The 21,934-nt window shown below is 72.7% G+C and carries 17 protein-coding genes; 8 read left to right on the forward strand and 9 right to left on the reverse strand.

Annotated features, from left to right (window positions below; translation table 11 throughout):
- Nucleotides 1–7 precede the first annotated feature (7 nt).
- Together KUM03_RS18000 and KUM03_RS18005 are read left to right on the forward strand one after the other, a co-directional pair.
- Complete coding sequence (locus tag KUM03_RS18000; protein ID WP_217250044.1) at nucleotides 8–1,087, forward strand: DUF1996 domain-containing protein; 1,080 nt, start codon at nucleotides 8–10, stop codon at nucleotides 1,085–1,087.
- Nucleotides 1,087–3,519, forward strand: coding sequence for a glycoside hydrolase family 3 protein (locus KUM03_RS18005; RefSeq protein WP_217250046.1), 2,433 nt, complete (start codon nucleotides 1,087–1,089; stop codon nucleotides 3,517–3,519). The genes KUM03_RS18000 and KUM03_RS18005 overlap by 1 nt, the downstream gene beginning before the upstream one ends.
- 406 nt (nucleotides 3,520–3,925) lie before the next feature.
- Here KUM03_RS18005 and KUM03_RS18010 read toward each other — a convergent pair whose 3' ends face one another.
- On the reverse strand, nucleotides 3,926–5,245 hold the full coding sequence (locus tag KUM03_RS18010) for an ROK family protein (protein ID WP_217250048.1): 1,320 nt from the start codon (nucleotides 5,243–5,245) through the stop codon (nucleotides 3,926–3,928).
- A 181-nt stretch (nucleotides 5,246–5,426) separates the two neighbouring features.
- On the opposite strand from KUM03_RS18010, the gene KUM03_RS18015 reads away from it, so the two are divergent.
- From KUM03_RS18015 to KUM03_RS18030, 4 genes are read left to right on the forward strand one after another with little or no spacing between them, the layout of a single operon-like run.
- Nucleotides 5,427–6,743: a sugar ABC transporter substrate-binding protein gene (locus KUM03_RS18015; protein WP_217250050.1), complete on the forward strand. Its 1,317-nt coding sequence runs from the start codon at nucleotides 5,427–5,429 to the stop codon at nucleotides 6,741–6,743.
- 14 nt (nucleotides 6,744–6,757) lie between these two features.
- A complete protein-coding gene (locus KUM03_RS18020) occupies nucleotides 6,758–7,771 on the forward strand; it encodes a carbohydrate ABC transporter permease (RefSeq protein WP_217250052.1) in 1,014 nt (337 codons plus the stop codon).
- A 28-nt stretch (nucleotides 7,772–7,799) separates the two neighbouring features.
- Nucleotides 7,800–8,639 (forward strand): carbohydrate ABC transporter permease, encoded by an 840-nt coding sequence (locus KUM03_RS18025; protein WP_217250595.1) that lies wholly within the window; start codon nucleotides 7,800–7,802, stop codon nucleotides 8,637–8,639.
- Between the two features lie 58 nt (nucleotides 8,640–8,697).
- A complete protein-coding gene (locus KUM03_RS18030; protein WP_217250054.1) occupies nucleotides 8,698–10,053 on the forward strand; it encodes a GH1 family beta-glucosidase in 1,356 nt (451 codons plus the stop codon).
- Nucleotides 10,054–10,217: 164 nt separating this feature from the next.
- Here the strand turns inward: KUM03_RS18030 and KUM03_RS18035 are convergent, their stop codons facing one another.
- The gene (locus KUM03_RS18035; protein ID WP_217250055.1) at nucleotides 10,218–11,009 is read right to left on the reverse strand and encodes an aminotransferase class IV family protein; all 792 of its coding nucleotides are present in this window, start codon (nucleotides 11,007–11,009) and stop codon (nucleotides 10,218–10,220) included.
- A gap of 290 nt (nucleotides 11,010–11,299) precedes the next feature.
- Between KUM03_RS18035 and KUM03_RS18040 the strand changes: the two genes are divergently transcribed.
- Nucleotides 11,300–12,688, forward strand: a complete 1,389-nt coding sequence (locus tag KUM03_RS18040; protein ID WP_217250057.1) for an MFS transporter — start codon at nucleotides 11,300–11,302, stop codon at nucleotides 12,686–12,688.
- 42 nt (nucleotides 12,689–12,730) lie between these two features.
- On the opposite strand, the gene KUM03_RS18045 is transcribed toward KUM03_RS18040, so the two are convergent.
- The 6 genes from KUM03_RS18045 to KUM03_RS18070 form a co-directional block, all read right to left on the reverse strand.
- Nucleotides 12,731–14,701 (reverse strand): GAF domain-containing protein, encoded by a 1,971-nt coding sequence (locus KUM03_RS18045; protein WP_217250059.1) that lies wholly within the window; start codon nucleotides 14,699–14,701, stop codon nucleotides 12,731–12,733.
- Nucleotides 14,702–14,777: 76 nt separating this feature from the next.
- Nucleotides 14,778–15,578 carry a 3-hydroxybutyrate dehydrogenase gene (locus KUM03_RS18050; RefSeq protein ID WP_217250061.1) on the reverse strand — a complete coding sequence of 267 codons (801 nt, stop codon included), beginning with the start codon at nucleotides 15,576–15,578 and terminating at the stop codon, nucleotides 14,778–14,780.
- A 54-nt stretch (nucleotides 15,579–15,632) separates the two neighbouring features.
- Nucleotides 15,633–16,112 (reverse strand): NUDIX domain-containing protein, encoded by a 480-nt coding sequence (locus KUM03_RS18055; RefSeq protein WP_217250063.1) that lies wholly within the window; start codon nucleotides 16,110–16,112, stop codon nucleotides 15,633–15,635.
- Nucleotides 16,113–16,180: 68 nt separating this feature from the next.
- Nucleotides 16,181–17,794, reverse strand: coding sequence for an apolipoprotein N-acyltransferase (lnt, locus tag KUM03_RS18060; RefSeq protein WP_217250065.1), 1,614 nt, complete (start codon nucleotides 17,792–17,794; stop codon nucleotides 16,181–16,183).
- 107 nt (nucleotides 17,795–17,901) lie between these two features.
- A complete protein-coding gene (locus KUM03_RS18065) occupies nucleotides 17,902–18,444 on the reverse strand; it encodes a hypothetical protein (protein WP_217250067.1) in 543 nt (180 codons plus the stop codon).
- Nucleotides 18,445–18,522: 78 nt separating this feature from the next.
- On the reverse strand, nucleotides 18,523–19,308 hold the full coding sequence (locus KUM03_RS18070; RefSeq protein WP_217250069.1) for a glutamate racemase: 786 nt from the start codon (nucleotides 19,306–19,308) through the stop codon (nucleotides 18,523–18,525).
- A gap of 39 nt (nucleotides 19,309–19,347) precedes the next feature.
- On the opposite strand from KUM03_RS18070, the gene KUM03_RS18075 reads away from it, so the two are divergent.
- Nucleotides 19,348–20,592 (forward strand): glycosyltransferase, encoded by a 1,245-nt coding sequence (locus KUM03_RS18075; protein WP_217250071.1) that lies wholly within the window; start codon nucleotides 19,348–19,350, stop codon nucleotides 20,590–20,592.
- Between the two features lie 40 nt (nucleotides 20,593–20,632).
- On the opposite strand, the gene KUM03_RS18080 is transcribed toward KUM03_RS18075, so the two are convergent.
- A complete protein-coding gene (locus KUM03_RS18080; RefSeq protein ID WP_217250596.1) occupies nucleotides 20,633–21,913 on the reverse strand; it encodes a TerD family protein in 1,281 nt (426 codons plus the stop codon).
- Between the last annotated feature and the right edge of the window lie 21 nt (nucleotides 21,914–21,934).

Genomic DNA, 21,934 nt, shown 5'->3' on the forward strand with positions numbered 1-21,934 from the left:
AGGCTCCATGAGACCGCGTTCGAAACTCCCCGCGCTGCTGCTCGGCACCGCACTCGTCGGGGGCGTGCTCGGCGTCGGCACCGTCGCCACGGCCGCCGATCCGGGCAGCGCTCCGGCCGTCTCGGCCGGCGCACACACCGGGCACACGCTGGCGGTGTCGACCCAGGCGTCCGCCGACGATCCCGACGGCGACGGGTACATTCCGGCCGTCCCCCCGGTCACCGGCGTGACCCCGTCCGAGGCCACCCCGCCGCCGCGCTACCACAAGGAGTTCCAGGCCAACTGCGCCGTCACGCACACCGCGCCGGACGACCCGATCGTGTACCCGGGGCAGCCGGGCAAGTCCCACGACCACACCTTCATGGGCAACACCTCGACGAACGCCGGCAGCACGACGGCGAGCCTCTACGGCGGTGACACCACCTGTCTCGCACCGGCCGACGCCTCCGCGTACTGGATGCCCTCCCTGAACAAGGGGGACGAGAAGATCCTCCCCGTCGGTCCGCAGGTCATCTACTACAAGGCCGGTGTCACCGACTACACCAGCGTGCGGCCCTTCCCCAAGGGACTGCGGTTCGTCGTCGGCAGCCCCATGCAGAGCGCCCAGGAGTTCCGCGGCCACAAGGGCTTCGTCGAGGGCTGGGAATGCGGTGACAGCTTCTTCAACGTCGACTTCCCGGCGAGCTGCCCGAGCCGGCCCGACGTCCAGCTCAACATCCGTATGCAGGCGCCCAGTTGCTGGGACGGCAAGCACCTCGACACCCCAGACCACAAGAGCCACATGGCTTATCCGGTCGTCAAACCCGGCACCAACGACAACATGTGCCCGGCCTCCCACCCGGTCGCCCTGCCGATGATCGAGTTCAAGATGGCCTTCCCGGTCAACGGCGACATGAGCGACGTACGGCTGGCCAGTGGACGCGGCTACTCCTTCCACTACGACTTCTTCAACGCCTGGGAGGAGCGGACCCTCGAGGCGCTGGTCGACCACTGCATCGTGGGCGGTCTCCAGTGCGACACGCGCGGCTACGACCAGAACCACCCGGAGCGCGGCGCGGTGCTGGACGCGGACCACCGTCTGCCCTGATGGACGACGAGACACTCGACCGGCTCATCGGCGGGCTGAGCCTCGAACAGAAGGTGCGCCTGCTCACCGGCGCGACGACCTGGCGCACCGCCGGTGAGCCCGGAATCGGGCTGCGGGAGTTGGTGTTCTCGGACGGGCCCGCCGGGGTACGGGGCGAGGCGTGGGACGAGCGCCGCACCTCGCTCCTGCTGCCCTCCGCCTCCGCCCTGGGCGCGATGTGGGACGAGGAGCTGGTGGAGCTGCTCGGCGGTCTGCTCGCCACCGAGGCCGCCCGCAAGGGCGTGGACGTGGTGCTGGCGCCCACGCTCAACCTCCACCGGAGTCCGCTGGGCGGCCGCCACTTCGAGTGCTTCTCCGAGGACCCGGAACTGACCGGCCGTACCGGGGCCGCGCTGATCCGGGGCATCCAGGCCCTCGGGGTGGCGGCCACCGCCAAGCACTACGTCGGCAACGACTCCGAGACCGACCGGCTGACCGTCGACGTCCGGGCGTCCGAACGGGCTCTGCGAGAGGTGTACCTCGCCCCCTTCGAGGCGGCGGTCGAGGCCGGGGTGTGGCTCGTCATGGCGGGCTACAACGCCGTCGGCGGCACGACCATGACGGCCAGTCCGCTGCTGGCGGAACCCCTCAAGGGCGCATGGGGGTTCGACGGGGTCGCCGTCTCCGACTGGGCGGCGGTGCGCACCACCGGGGAGACCGGTCGCGCCGCCCTCGACCTGGCGATGCCGGGACCGGACAGTCCCTGGGGCTCCTCGCTGGTGCGGGCGGTGAAGGACGGCCTGGTCGCCGAGGAGGCGGTCGACCGGAAGGTGCGTCGGCTGCTCCGGCTCGCGGACCGCGTGGGCGCGCTGGAACCCCGCCGCCCACGCCGGGTGCCGGCGACGGCGTCCCGCGACACCCGGGCGTTGCTGCGCCGCGCCGTCGGTGCCGGTTCGGTCCTGCTGCGCAACGACGCCGTGCTGCCGCTCGACCCCGCCGGGCTGTCCACCGTCGCGGTCGCCGGCGGGCACGCCGCGTCCCCCCGCGTCCAGGGCGGCGGCAGCGCGGGGGTCTTCTGCTCGGGCGTGGTGACCCCGCTGGCCGGCATCCGCGCCCGGCTGCGGGGCCGGGCCCGGGTGGTGTACGAGCCCGGCCCGGCCCCGGAGGCGCCGCCCGCTCCCCTCGGCACCGACCGGTGCAGCGACCCGCGCTCGGGCGCCCCCGGCGTGCTCCTGCGGGTGCTGGACGCGGCGGGGCGGGAACTGCGCGCGGAGCACCGGCTCTCGGGCCGGCAGCTGGAGCCGGACCTGCCCCCGGGCGCCCATACGGTGGAGATCGCCGCCGTGCTGCGGCCCCAGCGGCCGGGCGAGTGGACGTTCGGCGTCGGGGGCTTCGGACGCATGACGCTCACCGTCGACGGACGCACGCTCCTGGACGGGGAGTTCCCCGGCGAGACGGACGACCCGGCCGTCGTCCACGTCAGCCCGCCCCTGCGGACGGCGCGGACGGTACTGACCGCCGGGCGGCCCGCGCACGTGGTGGCCCGGCGCGAACTGGTGCCCGGCCGCGGACGTGCCACCGTCGTCGCCGCGGCGCCGCCGGCCCCGGACCCGGCGGCCGCGCTGGAGGGCGCGGTGCGGGCTGCCCGGGACGCCGACGCCGCGATCGTGGTCGTCGGCACCACCGAGTACGGCGAGACCGAGGGGTACGACCGCACGACGCTGTCGCTCGGGGGGCACCAGGACGAACTGGTCCGCGCCGTGGCCGCCGCGAATCCGCGCACGGTCGTGGTCGTCAACAGCGGCGGCCCGGTCGAGCTGCCGTGGCGCCGGGAAGCAGGAGCCGTGCTGCTCACCTGGTTCCCGGGGCAGGAGGCCGGCGCGGGGCTGGCCGACGTCCTGTTCGGCCTCGCCGAGCCCGGCGGCCGGCTTCCCACCACCTGGGCGGCGTCCCTGGCGGACGCGCCCGTGACGTCCACCCGGCCGGTCGAGGGCCGGCTCGACTACGCCGAGGGGCTGCACATCGGCCACCGGGCGTGGCTGCGCGCCGGAGCGGAGCCCGCCTACTGGTTCGGCCACGGACTCGGCTACACGACGTGGGAGTACCGGGCCGTGGAGGCTCCCGCGCACGTCGCGGCGGGCGAGCCGTTCACGGTTCGGGTGACGGTACGCAACACCGGTACCCGCGCCGGGCGCGAGGTCGTACAGGTCTATCTGGCACGCCCCGATTCGGCGGTGGAGCGTCCGGTGCGCTGGTTCGCCGGATACGCGGCCGTCCGGACGGAGCCGGGCCGGACGGCGAGTGCCGAGGTGGTGGTGTGCCCGCGCGCCCTGCGGCACTGGTCGGAGACGGACGATTGCTGGGCCACGGAGCCGGGCGCCTACCTGCTCATGGTGGGCAGGTCGGCGGGGGACATCCGGTGGGACGGGGAGGTCACGGTCGACGGCGACTGAGGGGTGGTGGGGCGATCCCGGCCGCGACGCTGGGCCGGATCGCGGCACAGGGCCGGGGCCTGCGTAGTACCGCGGCAAACCTCCCCGAGCGCGAGGAGGGAGGGGAGGACACGGTCAGCAGCGTCTGAGGAGGCGGGGGGCGGTCCGGGCAGCGCATTCGCCTGGGCCGCGGCACAGACCCTGGGTCGGGACCCGGGCCGGGGCCCGTGTGGTGCCGCGGGGAACTTCGCCGGGCCCGCGCCTTCGTCCGGTGTCCGGGCGCCACGCGGCCCGCGGTGGTGGCCGGCTGCGCACGTGACCCGGGCTCGGCGCGTGCGGGAGCCAGCCCTGGACGGCGGCGGCCATGGACCACGGCCGGTCGGGCTGCCTCCCGGGAGCGCTCCGCCGGGGCGGCAGGCGCCGCTCGCTACACCGAGCGCTCCCGCAGGGCGGTGCGCCACGCCGGGTCCTGTTCCACCGCTTCGGCCTCCTCCGGCCGACCGCCACGCGCGAAGAAGCCGGCGAGCGGCAGGACCGCGGCGCCCACGGTGACGGCGTCCGGCCCCAGGGTGCCGAGGTCGATGCGGACGCGGGCGGCGGGGTAGGTGAGGGCGTACGAGGTGGCGTGGGCCGTCACCGCGTCCAGGAAGCGCCGCCCCAGTTGCAGTCCGGCCCAGCCGCCGACCAGGATGCGCTCGGGCTGGAAGAGGTTGATCAGGTCGGAGAACCCGGCGCCCAGGTACTCGGCGGTCTCCTCCAGGACGGCGAGCGCGGTGGCATCGGGCTCCGGGCCGGTGCCCGCCGCGCCCGGCTCCGGGTACGCGGCCGCGAGCATCGCGGTGAGCGCGGTCTCCTCGTCCACGCCCGCGGGCGGCTGCCCTCCCGCCTCCGCCCAGCGTTGGAGCAGCGCCTCCGCGCCCGCGTACGCCTCCAGACAGCCGAGGGCGCCGCAGCGGCACCGGCGCCCGCGCACCCGCACCGTCAGGTGCCCCCACTCCACTGCCCGGGCCGGGCCCATGTCGTCGTCGACGACGCAGGCGCCGACGCCGGAGCCGAAGAGCACCACCGCGACGCTCTGCGCGCCCCGGCCCGCGCCGAACCACATCTCGGCCTGGCCCAGCGTCCTGGCACCGTTGTCGATGTAGTAGGGCACGGTCTCCGGCACGATCCGGGACTCGCGCAGCAGCCGCTCCAGGGGAACGGCGTCCCAGCCGATCGTCTGACCGTGCACGACGGCGCCGTCCTGAGGGGTCCTGGCGACGATGCCCGGCACGCCGATCCCGACGCCGAGCAGCCGCTCCGCCGCGATGCCGGCCTCGTCCAGCACCTGGCGGATGCCCTCCCGCAGGTGCCTGACGACGACGCCGACCTCGTAACGGTCGAGACGGTTCGGGCCGTCGGTCTCCAGCGGGCTCTCGACCCGGGCCAGCTCGGTGAGGGCGAGGTCGAAGAGTTCGACCCGTACGCGGGTCTCGCCGATGTCGACGCCGATCATGTAGCCGCTGCGCGCGCTGACGCGCAGCAGCGTGCGGGGACGGCCGCCCGCCGAGTCGACGCTGCCCGCCTCCTCCACCAGCCCTTCGGCGACCAGCTCGGCGACCACGTTGCTCACCGAGCCCGAACTCAGCCCGGTGGCCGGTCCCAGGGAGAACCGGCTGAGCGGCCCGTCGAAATACAACCGTTGCAATACCGCGGTGCGGTTCTCCCGCCGCAGGTCACGCACTGTACGGCCACTGCGCACTTTCACCCTGTCCCCTCGTTCCGAAGTCGTCACCGCAATCTACCTGTGGCCGAGCCCTTGACGCACCCTTCCATCTGAAGCTTAACTCACAGCCTAAATTAAGCCGTGGCCGGGCCGGAGCGCGGGGCGCTGCCCCGGCCGCCCGCGACCACGGGCGACTCGTCATCTCCCGGAAGGCCTCTGGAGCATGCGCAGAATCAGAGCCGCAGCCGTCGGCGCCGTCACCCTCTCGTTCGCCCTCACCGCGGCGGCCTGCGGCGGGGGGTCGTCCGGCACCGAGGGTTCCAACGAGCAGCCGAAGACCCTCACCTACTGGGCCTCCAACCAGGGCGCGAACCTGGAGGTGGACAAGGAGGTACTCCAGCCGGAGCTCGACAAGTTCGAGAAGGAGACGGGCATCGAGGTGAAGCTGGAGGTGGTGCCGTGGTCGGACCTCCTCAACCGCATCCTCACCGCCACCACCTCCGGCCAGGGCCCGGACGTCCTCAACATCGGCAACACCTGGAGCGCCTCGCTCCAGGCCAGCGGTGCCCTGCTGCCCTGGGACGCGGAGAACTTCGAGGCGATCGGAGGCAAGGACCGCTTCGTGGAGTCCGCGCTCGGCTCCACCGGCGCCCAGGGCCAGGACCCGGCCGCCGTACCGCTGTACTCCATGGCCTACGCGCTCTACTACAACAAGAAGATGTTCGCCGACGCCGGCATCGAGAAGCCGCCGGCGACCTGGGACGAGCTGGTCGAGACCGGCAAGAAGCTCTCGAAGGACGGCAAGTGGGGCCTGGGCGCCGAGGGCTCCAACCTGTCGAACAACATCCACCAGGTCTTCGTCCTCGCCAAGCAGCACGGCGCGGACTTCTTCACCGCGGACGGCAAGGCCGACTTCACCTCCGACGGCGCCGTGGCGGCGGTGAAGCAGTACGTCGACCTGATGGCCGAGGACAAGATCATCGCGCCGGGCAACGCCGAGTACGCGCAGAACCAGTCCCTGAGCGACTTCGCCAAGGACAAGACGGCCATGGTGCTGTGGCAGACGGCGTCGGCCACCTTCAAGTCGCAGGGCATGAACGAGGACGAGTGGGGCGTCGCGCCCGCCCCCGTGCAGTCCGGCGAGCCCGGCCCGGGCAAGGCCACCAACTCCATGGTGGCCGGCATCAACATGGCCGTCTTCAAGAACACCAAGAACATCGACGGCGCCAAGAAGTTCGTGAAGTTCATGACCAGCGACGAGGAGCAGGTCATCCTCAACAAGGCGTACGGCTCCATCCCGCCGGTCAAGGCCGCCCAGCAGGACCCGGCCTTCGACACCCCGGCGCTCGCCGTTCTCAGGGACACCCTCGCAGGCAGCGCCACCGCGCTGCCGCAGGTCCCCGAGGAGTCGCAGTTCGAGACCGTAGTCGGCACCGCGGTCAAGGAACTCTTCGCCGACGCCGCGGCCGGCCGTGCCGTCACCACCGAGTCGGTGCGGGCCAAGCTCGAAGAGGCCCAGCAGCAGATGCCCGCGAAGTGAGCACGGACACCGCCATGACCACCACCGCTGCTCCGAGCACAGGCGAGCGGACGGCACGGAAGACCGACCCCGGGGCGGCGCCGCGCGGACGCCGCCCCGGGCGGCTGCGCCGCGTCGGGCTGCCGTATCTGCTGCTGCTGCCCGCCCTGCTGCTCGAACTGCTCGTCCACCTCGTGCCGATGGTGATCGGCATCGTCGTCAGCTTCAAGGAGCTGACCCAGTTCTACATCCGCGACTGGTCCACCGCCCCCTGGGCCGGCCTCGACAACTACTCCCTGGCGGTCGACTTCGACGCCCCCGTCGGCGAGGCGCTGCTGAAGTCCTTCCTCACCACCTGCCTGTTCACCGTCCTCTCGGTCGGCCTGTGCTGGCTGCTCGGAGTGGCCGCGGCGATCTTCATGCAGGAGACCTTCCGCGGCCGGGGCGTCCTGCGCACGCTGTTCCTCGTCCCGTACGCCCTGCCCGTCTACGCCGCCGTCATCACCTGGGCGTTCATGTTCCAGCGGGACAACGGCCTGGTGAACCACGTGCTGCACGACCAGCTCGGCCTCACCGGCAGTCCCCCGTTCTGGCTGATCGGCGACAACAGCTTCGTCGCCCTGCTCGTCGTCTCGGTGTGGAAGGGCTGGCCGTTCGCCTTCCTCATCGTCATGGCCGGGCTCCAGAACATCCCGAAGGACCTCTACGAGGCCGCCGCCCTCGACGGCGCGGGCGTGTGGCAGCAGGTCCGCCGCATCACCCTGCCGGCGCTGCGCCCCGTCAACCAGGTCCTCGTCCTGGTGCTGTTCCTGTGGACCTTCAACGACTTCAACACGCCGTTCGTCCTGTTCGGCAAGGCGGCACCCGAGGCCGCGGACCTGATCTCCATCCACATCTACCAGTCCTCGTTCCAGACCTGGAACTTCGGGACGGGCTCCGCGATGTCGGTGCTGCTGCTCCTGTTCCTGCTCGTGGTGACGGGCGCCTACCTCTGGTTCACCTCCCGGGGACCTCGAGGACCCCGAGGAAGGAAGGCCACCGATGCCTAGCCCAGCCGCCCGCCGGCCCCGCTCCCCGATGGCCGCACCGCGGTCCTTCCTGTGGAGCCGGCGGATCTTCCTGACCTGCCTGACCGTCTTCGTGCTGCTGCCGGTGTACGTGATGATCTCCAGCTCGCTGAAGCCGCTGGAGGACGTGTCGGGCAAGTTCGCGTGGTTCCCCTCGGGTCTCACCGTCCGCCCGTACTTCGACATCTGGGACACGGTCCCGCTGGCCGACTACTTCATGAACTCGCTGATCGTGGCGGGCGCGGCGACCGTCTGCTCCGTCACCATCGCCGTGTTCGCCGCCTACGCGGTCAGCCGCTACACCTTCCGCGGCAAACGCGTCTTCACGGTGACGGTGCTGTCGACCCAGATGTTCCCCGGCATCCTGTTCCTGCTGCCGCTGTTCCTCATCTACGTCAACATCGGCAACGCCACCGGCATCGCCCTCTTCGGCTCCCGCGGCGGCCTGATCCTCACCTACCTCACCTTCTCACTGCCCTTCTCCATCTGGATGCTGATCGGGTACTTCGACTCGGTGCCCAGAGACCTCGACGAGGCCGCCAAGGTGGACGGCTGCGGGCCGCTCGGCGCCCTGTTCCGGGTCATCGTGCCCGCCGCGGTCCCCGGCATCGTCGCCGTCGCCGTCTACGCGTTCATGACCGCCTGGGGCGAGGTCCTCTTCGCCTCCGTCATGACCAACGAGACCACCCGCACCCTCGCCGTCGGCCTGCAGGGCTACTCCACCCAGAACGACGTGTACTGGAACCAGGTCATGGCCGCCTCACTCGTCGTCAGCCTGCCCGTCGTCGCCGGCTTCCTGCTCCTGCAGCGCTACCTCGTCACCGGTCTCACCGCCGGCGCCGTCAAGTAGCCGCCGGGCCACCACCGGCACCCCCGTCCCACTCGCCCCCACCCCTGAGAGGCCCTCTGTGTCCGAATCGCTCGACCTCGCCGCCTTCCCCGCCGACTTCGCCTGGGGCACCGCCACCTCCGCCTACCAGATCGAGGGCGCCGCCACCGAGGACGGCCGGGCACCGTCGATCTGGGACACCTTCTCCCACACCCCGGGCAGGGTCGCGGGCGACGACCACGGCGACGTGGCCTGCGACCACTACCACCGGTGGCCGGAGGACCTCGCCCTGATGAAGCGGCTCGGCACCGACGCCTACCGCATGTCGGTCGCCTGGCCCCGCGTGAAACCCGCCGGAGACGGACCGGTCAACCCGGTCGGCCTCGACTTCTACGACCGCCTCGTCGACGCCCTCCTCGACGCCGGCATCACCCCCAACATCACCCTCTACCACTGGGACCTCCCCCAGGCCCTCCAGGACCGCGGCGGCTGGACCGTGCGCGACACCGCCGAACACCTCGCCGACTACGCCTCCGTCGTCGCCGCCCGGCTCGGCGACCGCGTCACCCGGTGGGCCACCCTCAACGAACCGCTCTGCTCCGGCTGGATCGGCCACCTGGAGGGCCGCATGGCACCCGGCCTGACCGACCTGACCGCAGCCGTGCAGGCCTCGTACCACCTGCTGCTCGCCCACGGCCTCGCCACCCGGGCGATCCGCGCGGCGGTCCCGGGCGCGCGGGTCGGCCTCGTCACCAACCACTCCACCATCGAGGCCGCGTCGACCCGCCCGGAGGACATCGCGGCGGCCGGCCGCATGGACGGCCACACCAACCGCTGGTGGCTCGACCCCGTCTACGGCCGCGGCTTCCCCGCCGACATGCGCGAGCTGTACGGAGTGGACCTGCCGGAGCGTGCGGGCGACCTGGACACGATCGCCGCGCCCCTCGACTGGCACGGCCTCAACTACTACTTCCCGGCAACCGTCACCGACGACCCCGGGGGCCCGGTCCCGTACGCCCGTGAGGTCCGGCTGCCCGACGTACCGCGCACCGGCATGGACTGGCAGATCGACGCCGGCGGCCTGGAGGCCCTGCTGCTGCGCCTGACCGACGACTACGGCGTCCGCGAGCTGTACGTCACCGAGAACGGCTCCGCCTTCCCCGACACCGTCTCGCCCGACGGCACCGTCCACGACCCCGACCGCGCCCGCTACCTGGAGCAGCACGTGAACGCCTGCGCCCGGGCGCTCCGCAAGGGCGCGCCACTGGCCGGCTACTACGCCTGGTCCCTCCTCGACAACTTCGAGTGGGCCTACGGCTACGACAAGCGCTTCGGCCTCGTCCACGTCGACTACGCGACCCAGATCCGGACCGTCAAGACCAGCGGCCTGCGGTACGCGGACATCATCCGCGCCCACCGGGAGTCCCACGCCTGACCGTACCTGCCGTCCCCGGGGATCCGGCGGACTCGCGTATGACCAGTTCCGGTTGGAAGACGAGCAGGACCGGCTGCAGCGTGCGTGCCCGGAGATACCCCACGACCCCGTTGACGAGGCGGCCGCTGCGGACCAGGTCCTGGCGTCACAACCGTCGCTTGGTGCTACAGCTCCTCGCCGGGAACGGACAGGTACGCGTCACGTAGCACGCTCAGTACCGGGTGATCGGTCGACAGGCTTTCGTTGTCGATGGCAGACAGAGCGCGCACTCCGATGGAGGTGTTCGTGGCGAACGCTGCCGCCATGCCCTTGGCCTGGTCGAGGGTCACAGCGGTCGTCCGATGACTGACTCCACGCGTGTGCTGCTTCAACAGGGCCATCGTCACACCGGGCAGCACGGGTGCGTCAGGCCACACGACCGTCCCGTCGCCGTCGATGAATCCGACGTTCCAGGTTCCGCCCTCGGAGACCAAGCCGTCGCGGCCGATGAACAGGGCGTCGTCCGCGCCGGCGAGCTGGGCGGCGCGGCGTGCGTGCAGGGCCCCGAAAAGACCACAGTGCTTGACCTGGGGAAGATCACGTTCGTACTGCATGCTGCGCACGTGCAACGGAGGCGGCGACAGCTGACCGGCGGGACGCACGGTGACCAGAGGCCGCGGATCCCCGGCGTCGGCGGGGTGCCCCATGTCGACAGCGGGGTCGTAGATCGTCACGCGAACGACGCATGGTCCTGGACGTCCCTGGACGGCGGCCCGAACTCGCTCACGGACCCGGCCGACGTCGAGCGTTGCGCCATACACGGCCGCGCAGTCGCGGACAAGGCGTTCCAGGTGCAGCGACAGGCCGCGAATGGACCCGTCGGCGTCGACGCGCATGGACGTGAAGTGGGCGAAGTTCGTCAACGCCAGAGGCAGCAGGTCGTCCGCCCCGGCCGGCTTCTCATCGAGTGTGACCATGCGGCTCAGCATGTCAGGCGGACACCGGATCTTGGTACCCGCACAGTCGTTGCCGACGGTCGGCCTCAGTGGGAATTCGTTCCCTCTTCGAGCCGCACGGCGTTCGCCAGTCAGACCAGGTCCAGAACGTCCGGATCGCCCGGCGCCGCCGATTCCCTGAGCCAGCATGGTGGCCACGCGCATACCCATCCCCCGAACTATGTTGTCCCGCCACATGTGCCCTTGACCTGCGTCTTCCTACCGTGTGCCCTCACGTACCCGTCCCCACCGCACACGAGGAAGTGGCGCACATGGCCTCAGCAGCATCCGCTCCCCCGACGCCCGGCAACCTCAAGCGCATCGTCGCCGCGTCCCTCATCGGCACCACCATCGAGTGGTACGACTTCTTCCTCTACGGTTCCGCCGCCGCGCTCGTCTTCAACAAGCTGTTCTTCCCGGACTCCGACCCGCTGGTCGGCACGCTGCTGTCGTTCCTGACCTACGCCGTCGGGTTCGCCGCACGGCCGCTGGGGGCCCTGGTGTTCGGGCACTACGGTGACCGGCTCGGGCGCAAGAAGCTGCTGGTGCTGAGCCTGTTGATGATGGGCGGGGCGACCTTCGCGATCGGGCTGCTGCCCACGCACGCGACCATCGGCACGGCCGCTCCCGTGCTGCTGACCGTGCTGCGGCTGGTCCAGGGCTTCGCCCTCGGCGGCGAGTGGGGCGGGGCCGTACTGCTGGTGTCGGAGCACGGGGACGCGCGGCGGCGCGGGTTCTGGGCGTCGTGGCCGCAGACGGGGGCGCCGGCGGGGCAGTTGCTGGCGACCGGTGTGCTGTCGCTGCTGACGGCCGTGCTGTCGGACTCCGCGTTCAACAGCTGGGGGTGGCGGATTCCCTTCCTGCTCTCCGGCGTACTGGTCATGGTCGGTTTGTGGATTCGTCTGTCTGTCGATGAATCGCCGGTGTTCAAGCAGGCGTTGGCACAGGCCGAGACGCGGAAGGCGAAGGCCGAGCCCATGCCGCTGGTCTCCGTGCTGCGGCACCACTGGCGCGACGTACTGATCGCGATGGGCGCGCGGATGGCGGAGAACATCAGCTACTACGTCATCACGGCCTTCATCCTCGTCTACGCCACCACCGCCGCCGACGTCTCCAAGCAGACCGCGCTCAACGCGGTGCTGATCGCCTCGGCCGTGCACTTCGCGGTGATCCCGGGCTGGGGCGCGCTGTCGGACCGGATCGGCCGGCGCCCCGTGTACCTGCTGGGGGCGGCCGGGGTCGGGCTGTGGATGTTCCCGTTCTTCACGCTGATCGACTCCGGGAGCTTCGGCGCTCTGCTGCTCGCGGTGACCGTGGGACTGGTGCTCCACGGTGCCATGTACGCGCCCCAGGCGGCCTTCTTCTCCGAGATGTTCGCGACCCGGGTGCGCTACTCGGGTGCGTCCATCGGCGCCCAGTTCGCCTCCGTGGCGGCCGGTGCGCCCGCCCCGCTGATCGCCACCGCCCTGCTGTCCGCGTACGACAGCTCCACTCCGATCTCGCTCTACGTCATCGCCTCGGCCGTGCTGACGCTGATCGCCGTGGGCGTGGCCAAGGAGACGCGCAACCGGGACCTCGCCGAGGTCGCGGCCTCCCCCGAGGACGCCGATCCGGACGGCACCGGGGCGGCGTCCCGTACGCCGGGGGCCCGCACCGTCTGATCAGGCCCTCCACCGGCCCCCGTGCGCCCGTGCGTACGGGGGTCAGTGCTGTGCCGGTATCGACAGGCGGTGGAGTCTGAGGGCCAGTTGGATCTCCAGAGCGCGCTCGGGGCTCTGCCAGTCGTCGCCCAGGAGCCGGCCGACGCGTTCCAGGCGCTGGGCGACCGTGTTCACGTGGACGTGGAGCTCGTCCTTGGTGCGGGCGGGGCTCATGCCGCAGGCGAAGTACGCGTCGAGGGTGCGCACGAGTTCGGTGCCGCGCCGCTCGTCGTAGGCGACGACCTGGCCGATGGTGCGGTCGACGAAGCCGGAGACGTTCTGGTCGCCGGCCAGGAGCAGGCCCAGGAAACCGAAGTCCTCGGCGGCGGCGCCGTCCCCGGAGCGTCCCAGCAGCCTCAGGGCGTCGAGGCAGCGCCTGGCCTCGATGTACGCGGCGGACACGGCGTCCGGGTGGGCGACGAGGTCCTCCACGGGGGCGGAGGCACCGACGGTGACGGCCTCGTGCACGGCCGTGCCCAGGTGCCGGGCGGTGCGGCGGGCCAGGTCCGTGGCACCGTCCCCGGTGGCGAGGGGCAGCAGCAGTACGGTGCCGCCGTCGCGGGCGGCGGCCAGGCCGTGCCGGGTCGCGGCGAGGTGGGAGGCCGCGGACCACAGCCGTCTGCGCGCGTCCGCCTCCTGGTCGGCGTCGGGCGCGGTGGCGTCCAGGCGGGCGGCTAGCACGACGTGGGTGGCGGCCAGGTCGGCGCGCAGCCGTCGGGCGCGGTCGCCCAGCAGGCGCGGGTCGCGGTCGCGGGCGTCGAGCAGGTCGTCCAGCAGCTCGCCGCGGACCCGCTGTTCGGCCTCGGCGGCGGAGCGGCGGGCGAGTAGGAGGAGGGAGGTGACCATCGCGGCCCGCTCCAGGGTGAGCTGGTCGACGGGGTCGAGCCCGGGGTGGCCACGGAGCACCAGGGCGCCGAGCAGCTCGTCGCCGGCGGCGACGGCGGCGATCCAGTCGTCCTCGTGGCGCACCGCGTGGCCCTCGGCGCGGGACGACTCCAGGGCGCGCGCAGGCGCGGCCGCGGCCTCGGCGAACTCGACGGTGCCGTCCAGCACCTGGGAGACGGCGGCGGCCACGTCGTGGACCCCGCCGCCGCGCAGCACGAGTTCGGCGAGCCGGTCGTGGACGTCGGAGGCGCGCTCGATGACGCCGCTGCGGTCCCGGATGATCTCGTTGGCCCGTTCCAGGTCGGCCAGGGCCGAGCGGGTCTCGGCGAGCAGGTTCGCGGTGTCGATGGCGGCCGCGGCCAGGGCGGCGAAGGAGCCGAGCAGGGCGATCTGCTCGCGTTCGAAGACCCGGGCGCGCCGGTCCGCGGCGAAGAGCACGCCGATGACGTGGTGGCCGAGCATGAGGGGGACGCCGAGGATGGCGACCAGCCCCTCGTCGCTCACGCCCGCGTCGATGGTGCGGGTGTGCTGGAAGCGGGCGTCCTTGAAGTAGTCGTCGGTGACGTAGGGGCGGGCGGTCTGGGCGACGAGGCCGCCGAGTCCTTCGCCCATGCCGAGCCGCAGCTGCTGGAAGCGGGCGGCGACCGAGCCCTCGGTGACCCGCATATAGGTGTCGCCGCGGGCCGGGTCGTTGAGGCTGAGGTAGGCCACGTCGGTGCCGAGCAGGGAGCGGGCCCGCTGCACGATCGCGCGCAGGACGGCGTCCAGGTCGCGCAGTCCGGCGAGGTCGTGGGCCGTCTCGAACAGGGCGGACAGCTCGGCCTCCCGGCGCCGACGGCCCTCCAGCTCGGTGCGGACGCGCAGGGCGAGGCTCTTGGCGCGTTCGAGCGCGGCGATCCGCTCGGCCGGGCCTCCCTCCGCGCGGGCGAGGAGCACCGGCTGCTCGTAGGCGTCGGCGGAGGCGCCCCTGGCCAGCAGCTCCAGGAAGGGGGTCTCGACGGGCGCGGGTGCCGCTGGCGCGGCCGCGTCGGACGGTGCGGCCGCGTCGTGGGCGGGGCGCTCGGCGGACTGCACGTGATCGCGGGACATGCTCACAGGATTCCCCATCGGGCGGTCGCCGCGGCAGCCCTGTGGAAAACCCGGGCCCGCCGGGCCGCCGCCCTGGTCAGTGGGCCGTCCAGCCGCCGTCCAGGACCAGCGACGTGCCGGTGACGAAGGACGCCTGCGGGCCGCACAGGTAGGCCACGGCCTCGGCGACCTCGTCGGGTTCGATGAGCCGCCGCAGCGCGCTGTCCCTCAGCAGTACGTCGTTCAGCACCTGCTCCTCGGGGACGCCGTGGGCGCGGGCCTGGTCGGTGATCTGCTTCTCGACCAGCGGGGTGCGTACGTAGGCGGGGTTCACGCAGTTGGAGGTGACGCCGTGGGCCGCGCCTTCGAGGGCGGCGGTCTTGGACAGTCCCTCCAGGCCGTGCTTGGCGGCCACGTACGCCGCCTTGTAGGCCGAGGCGCGCAGACCGTGGACGGAGGAGATGTTGACGATGCGCCCCCATCCCTGCCCGTACATGTGGGGAAGGGCGCCGCGGATGAGGCGGAAGGGGGCCTCCAGCATCACGGTGAGCACGGTGTGGAAGACGTCCGGCGGGAACTCCTCGATGGGGCGCACCAGCTGCAGGCCCGCGTTGTTGACGAGGATGTCGGTGCCGGCCGCGGCGCGTTCGGCGGCGTCCAGGTCGGTCAGGTCCAGGACCTGCGGTTCGACGCCGCCCGCCAGGTCACCGCAGCTCCCGGCGAGCGCGTCCAGCCCGGCGGCGTCCCGGTCGACGGCTCTGACCTCGGCCCCGGCGGCGGCGAGCCGCTGCGCGCAGGCACGGCCGATGCCGCCGGCGGCACCGGTGACGAGGGCGGTGCGCCCGCGGAGGTCGAGCGCGGAGGCGTGGGGGGCCGGGAGGACGCTGGGCGAGGTCATGTCCCGACCCTAGGCAGGCCACACCGCTCACCACATGTGGGCGCGCTCCATACTTCAGAGTGAACCAGTGTTGTCGAACCATGTGGGGGCGTCGGACAGTGCCTGCTTGATCCGGAACTGCCCGAACTCCCCGAGCTCCGGCAGGGCGTCCACCTCGAACCAGCCCACCTCCAGCGACTCGTCGTCGTTGACCCTGGCCTCGCCGCCGACGGCCCGGCAGCGGAAGGTGATGTCCATGAACTGGCAGACGTCCCCGTTGTCGTACGTGACGGGGTTGAGTGCCTGGGCGAGGACCAGCCGTTCGACGACGCACCGTACGGCGGTCTCCTCCTCCACCTCGCGCACGGCGCAGGCCGCGGGCTGCTCCCCCGGTTCCGGGATGCCGCCGACCAGGGACCAGCGTCCGTTGTCCGACCGCCGGCCGAGCAGCACTCTGCCCTCGTCGTCGAAGACGACGGCGGTGACTCCGGGGAGCCACAGCAGCTGGTGTCCGGCGGTGGCGCGCAGGTCGCGGATGAAGTCGGGAGTAGCCATGGGCACGACCCTAACGGGCGGCCCGGACCGCTCCCTCCGGCGTCGCGGGGCGTGCGGCGGGCGTACGGCTACACGCCACCGGCGCGCCGGCCGCGCACACCGGCGCCGACGGACCGGCCGAGCCCGCCGGCCGCGACCAGCACCAGGGCGACCTCCGGGGCCACACCCAGCCGGGTGGCGGGTGTCTCGGAGGAGCGCAGGGGCACCTCCTGGACCAGCGAGTCCGCCACGAACATGCCGGTCTTCTGGGTGATCCTGCCGTCCGGCATGATGATCGCGCTGACTCCGCTGGTCACCGGCACGGCGACGGTTCGGCTGTGCTCGACCGCGCGGACGCGGGACATGGCGAGCTGCTGGTAGGTCATCTCGCTGCGGCCGAAGGTCGCGTTGTTGCTGGGCACCGAGATCATCTGGGCGCCGTCGGTGACCTCGGAGCGCACCGCCCAGTCGAAGGCGGCCTCATAGCAGGTGACGAGCCCCACCTCGGTGCCGGCCATGGTGAACACGCCCGGCTCTGAGCCCCGGCTGAAGTCCTGGCTGACCATGGAGGTCCACTCGTCGTTGATCGCCCCGATGAGCGGGCGCAGCGGCAGGTACTCGCCGAACGGCTGGATCTGCCGCTTGTCGTAGGTGTCGACGGGGCCCTTGTCCGGGTCCCACAGGATCTGCTCGTTGAGGAGCTTGCCGTCGCGCTCCACGACACCGCCCACCGAGATGGGCACACCGATCGCCTTGGCGGCCCGGTCGATGACCGCGCGGGCGTCGGGGTTGGCGAAGGGGTCGATGTCGGAGGAGTTCTCCGGCCAGAGCACGAAGTCGGGCCGGTCCACCTTGCCCGCCTCGACCTCGGCGGCCAGGCGCAGCGTCTCGCGCGCGTGGTAGTCGAGTACGGCCCGGCGCTGGGCGTTGAAGCCGAGGCCCGCGCGCGGCACGTTGCCCTGGACCACGGCCACGGTCGCGGTGCCGTCCTCCGCCTCGTCGCTGACCAGCGGGCGTGCGGCGACGGCGCCCAGGACGGGTACGGCCACGCTCAGCAGGGCCACGGTCGCCGCGCTGCGGCGCACCTCGCCGGTACGCCGTGCCCGGACGGCCAGACGGACGGCCTCGTGGAGGCCGAAGCCGCAGAGGACCACCGCGAAGCCGAGCACCGGCGTGCCGCCGACCGCGGCGAGCGGCAGGAACACGCCGTCCGCCTGACCGAACGCGATCTTGCCCCAGGGAAAGCCCTCGAACGGCACCCGCGCGCGTGCGGCCTCCCCGGCGATCCACAGCGCGGCCGCCCACAGGGGCCATCCCGGCAGCTTCGACACCGTCGCGGCGCCCGCGCCGACCAGCGCCACGAAGACCGCTTCGATCGCGGCCAGGGCGAGCCAGGGGCCGGGGCCGACCTCCACGCCGGTCCACACCAGCAGCGGCAGGAGGAAGCCGAGGCCGAAGAGGTAGCCGAGGCCGAGGCCCGCCTTCCAGCCGCGGCCGCGCAGCGCCCAGCCGAAGCCGGCGAAGGCGGGCAGGGCCAGCCACCACAGGGTGCGCGGCGGGAAGCTGACGTAGAGCAGCACTCCGGAGAGCGCGGCGACGACGGCCGGGAGGAGGCGCAGGAGCCGCGCGGCGGCGCGCGAGGAGCGTGTGTCCTGGGGCTGCGTCCGGTCCGACTCGCCGACGGAGGTTGCGGTGGCTGTCACCCCCCGGAGTGTACGGCGGGTGACCGTGCGGCCGACAGCACGGTCCTCGGCCGGCGACCGGCCGCCGGGTCCGTCCGCCGACCGGCCCGCGCGCCGGGACCGCGCGTTCAGCGCGCCGAGCCGGGTGCCTTCGGCCGCAGGCGGTCCTTGATGACCTGGACGGCCGCTTCGGCGTCGTCGACGGTGACGGTGAAGGTGTGGCCGTCCCACAGGCGCAGGACCAGGCCCTCCCCGCGGCGTACGACGACCGCGGTGCCCTTCTCCGGTCGCCAGCGGTAGCCCCAGCCGCCCCAGTGGCGCGGGGTGACGTACGGGGCGAACTCGGCGCCGGCGACCTGGGAGAGGGGGATGCGGCGGCGCGGCACGCCGATGTGACCGCAACGCACCTCCAGGCACTCCTCGTCGACTCTCAGCGCGACGTGCACGAAGGCGAGCGTGCCGAAGAGGACCAGCAGTCCCGCCGCGATGCAGCCGACGACCGCCATGGCCAGCGGGGCGCCGCCGGACTCCCAGGCCGATTCGACGGCCAGCGCGATGCCGAACGCCAGGCAGGCGGCACCGATGAGGGCCAGCAACCACTGGACCCGGTTGGTGGCACGTCCGGTCCAGACGTGCGGTGGGGGGACGCTCTCGCCGTGGCGATGCCTCATGGATATGAGGTTACTCAGGTTTCGCTGCGCCGGTACCTCGTCGCGCAGGGTGACTGGGCCGACCGGGCGGACCGCCGGTCAGTGCGCCGGCGTGACCGCTTGCAGCAGCCGGCCCTCGTCGTAGGCGAGCGCGGGCGCGGGCAGCGTGCCCTCGCGTCCGCTGAGGAGCACGGTGAGGGTGCCTTCGGCGGGTGCGCCGGGGTCGGGACGGGCTCCGATCCGGCGCAGTGCCTGGGTGGCGACCGCGCCCGCGGAGCCGTGCAGGACGAGGCGCGGTCCGTCGGGACGCTGGACGGCGGCCCGGATGCGTTCGGCGACCAGTTCGTAATGGGTGCAGCCCAGGACGACGGTCGTTACGTCGTCGGGCGTCAGGGCGGCCGCTGCGGCGACGGTCGCGTCGATCGCCGTCTCGTCCGCCTGCTCGACGGCGTCGGCGAGCCCCGGGCACGGCACCTCCGTGACCTTCGCCTCCCCGGCGAACTCCTCGATCAGGTTCCGCTGGTAGGCGCTGCCGGTGGTGGCGGGTGTCGCCCAGATCGCCACGGGGCCGCCGCCGGACGCCGCGGGCTTGATCGCCGGGACGGTGCCGATGACCGGCAGGGCGGGCTCGAGGCGGGCGCGCAGCGCGGGCAGCGCGTGCACGGTGGCGGTGTTGCAGCCGACGATGAGGGCGTCCGGGCGGTGCGCGGCGGCCGCCTCGGCGACAGCGAGGGCCCGTCCGGTGAGGTCTTCGGGGGTGCGCGGGCCCCAGGGCATGCCGTCGGGGTCCAGGGAGAGGATGAGATCGGCGTCCGGCCGCAGGCGCCGTACCGCGGCGGTGGCCGCCAGCAGACCGATTCCGGAGTCCATGAGCGCGATCTTCACCCGGCCACCATAGTCGATGCGCCGTCGCGGGCCCGTGCCGTGGGGCAGACTGCGCACGTGAGCGCCGATGTGTGGACTGCCGTCGTGACCGTCGTATCCGCCCTCTCGTTCGCCGCCTGGCTGTGGCTGCTTCTCGCACGGGGTTTCTTCTGGCGTACGGACGTCCGGCTGCCGGCCCAGGAGGAACCGGACGTGTGGCCCTCCGTCTGCGTCGTCGTCCCGGCGCGCGACGAGGCGGCCGTCTTGCCCGCGAGCCTGCCGTCCCTGCTCGCCCAGGACTATCCGGGGCGGGCGGAGGTCTTCCTGGTCGACGACGGCAGCACGGACGGTACGGCGGACCTGGCGTGCGAGCTGGCCCGGCGGCAGGAGGGGCTGCCGCTCACCGTGGCCTCGCCGGGGGAGCCGCCGGCCGGGTGGACCGGCAAGCTGTGGGCGGTGCGGCACGGCATCGGCCTGGCTCGGGCGCGGGAGCCCGAGTACCTGCTGCTGACGGACGCCGACATCGCCCACGCGCCGGACAGCCTGCGCCGGCTGGTGGCGGCGGCCCGCACCGGCGGTTTCGACGTCGTCTCGCAGATGGCCCGACTGCGGGTGGAGAGCGTGTGGGAGCGGCTGGTCGTGCCGGCCTTCGTCTACTTCTTCGCGCAGCTGTACCCGTTCCGGTGGATCGGCGGGAGCGGGGCCGGGAGCGAGAGGACGGACGGGAAGAGGGGGACGCGTACGGCGGCCGCGGCGGGCGGCTGTGTGCTGCTGCGCGCGGACGCCGCCGAGCGGGCCCGGATCCCGGACGCCATCCGGCACGCCGTCATCGACGACGTGGCCCTCGCCCGGGCGGTCAAGGGCGTCGGCGGGCGGGTCTGGCTGGGTCTGGCGGACGGAGTGGACAGCGTCCGTCCCTATCCGCGGCTGCACGACCTGTGGCGGATGGTCTCGCGCAGCGCGTACGCGCAGCTGCGGCACCACCCGTTGGTGCTCGCCGGGACGGTGGCCGGGCTGGCGCTGGTGTACCTGGTGCCGCCGATGGCGGTGGTCGTCGGCGCGGCGACGGGCGGCACGGCGGCGCTCGTCCCGGGCGCCGCCGCGTGGCTCGTGATGGCGGGGACGTACGCGCCGATGCTGCGGTACTACCGGCAGCCGCTGTGGCTCGCCCCGCTGCTGCCGTTCACCGCGTTCCTCTATCTCCTGATGACGGTCGATTCCGCGGTGCAGCACTACCGGGGGCGCGGCGCGGCCTGGAAGGGCCGGACCTACGCCCGTCCGGACGCCGTGGCCGACGAGGGCTGAGCGTCCGGGCGGTGCGGGCCGAACGTCCGCCCGGGGAGCGTCATTTCCGGCCGGGGGTCCAGTTCATGCCCCACCCGTAGGCGTGGTCGACGGTCCGCTGCGGGCTCACTCCGCGCTCCGGCACGAGGTAGCGGGCCTCACGCTGGACGACCAGGTCGTTGCCGTCGGCGGTGATCAGCGCGAGGGCGCACACCGTCGAGGGGACCGTGCACTCGTCGAGCGAGAAGTCGATCGGGGCACCGTACTGCGGCTGGAGGGTCACCGTGGCGTGCAGGTCGGCGAAGGAGCGGGCGCCTTCGTAGATGGTGACGAAGACGAGGACGCGCCGGAAGTACTGCTTGTGGTCGAGGTTGATCGTGAGGTTCTCTCCGGTCGCCACGGCCCCGGTGCGGTCGTCGCCGTCGAGGTGGATGAACGGCGGCCGGTCGAGGGCACCGTAGGCGTTGCCGAGTGCCTGGACGACGCCCTTGCTGCCGTCGGTGAGTTCGTACAGGCAGCACAGGTCGAGGTCGAGGTCGTCGTGCATGGCGACCGGGCGGCCGAGTTTGCGGGCCCATCCGGAGAACTGCTTGCGCACCTCCCAGTTGAGGTTGACGCGCATGGCGCCCGAGGTGCCTCCCTGCTTGGTCAGCGAGACGGAGGGAGCGGCCTTGGTGAGCGTGACCTTGGTCAGGCGGACCGGCTCGGCGGGGGGCGCCGTCGGCGGGGGCGGCGGGGTGGTGGCCGGCCGGGTGGCGGGCGGGGCCGGAGGCGTCTGCGGTGCGGCCGGAGGCGCCACCGGGGCGGCCGAGGAGGCCTGTTGCGGCTCGTCCACCGAGATGCCGTAGTCCGTGGCCAGTCCTTCGAGCCCGCTGTCGTAGCCCTGGCCGACGGCACGGAACTTCCAGGCACCCTGGCGGCGGTAGAACTCGCCGAGCACGAAGGCCGTTTCCACGGTCGCGCCGGGATTGTCGAAGCGGGCGGCCACGGTGTTCCCGGCGGCCTCACGGACCTCGATGTACAGGTCGGGGATCTGCCCGAACGCCCCGCCGTCCGCGGAGGCGGCGAGGATCACCGTCTCGATCGTGGGCTCCACGCGCGCGAGGTCGACGACCAGACTGTCGGTGACCCGGCCGCCGGCGTCCCTCTTCCCCTCGTGGCGGACCGCGCCGGAGGAGTGCGCCGGCTGGTTGTAGAAGACGAAGTCCGCGTCGGAGCGGACCTTCCCGCCCACCAGGAGCAGCGCCGAGGCGTCCGCGTCGGGTACTCCGGGGCCGGTCCGCCAGCCCACTTCGACCCGGAGCGCCGTCGTGGGCACCGGGGTGTTCGAGCCTTTCGACATTGACATGTCCGCCCCCATCGC

The sequence above is a fragment of the Streptomyces sp. AC602_WCS936 genome, from assembly GCF_019049125.1.
Lineage (GTDB): Bacteria > Actinomycetota > Actinomycetes > Streptomycetales > Streptomycetaceae > Streptomyces.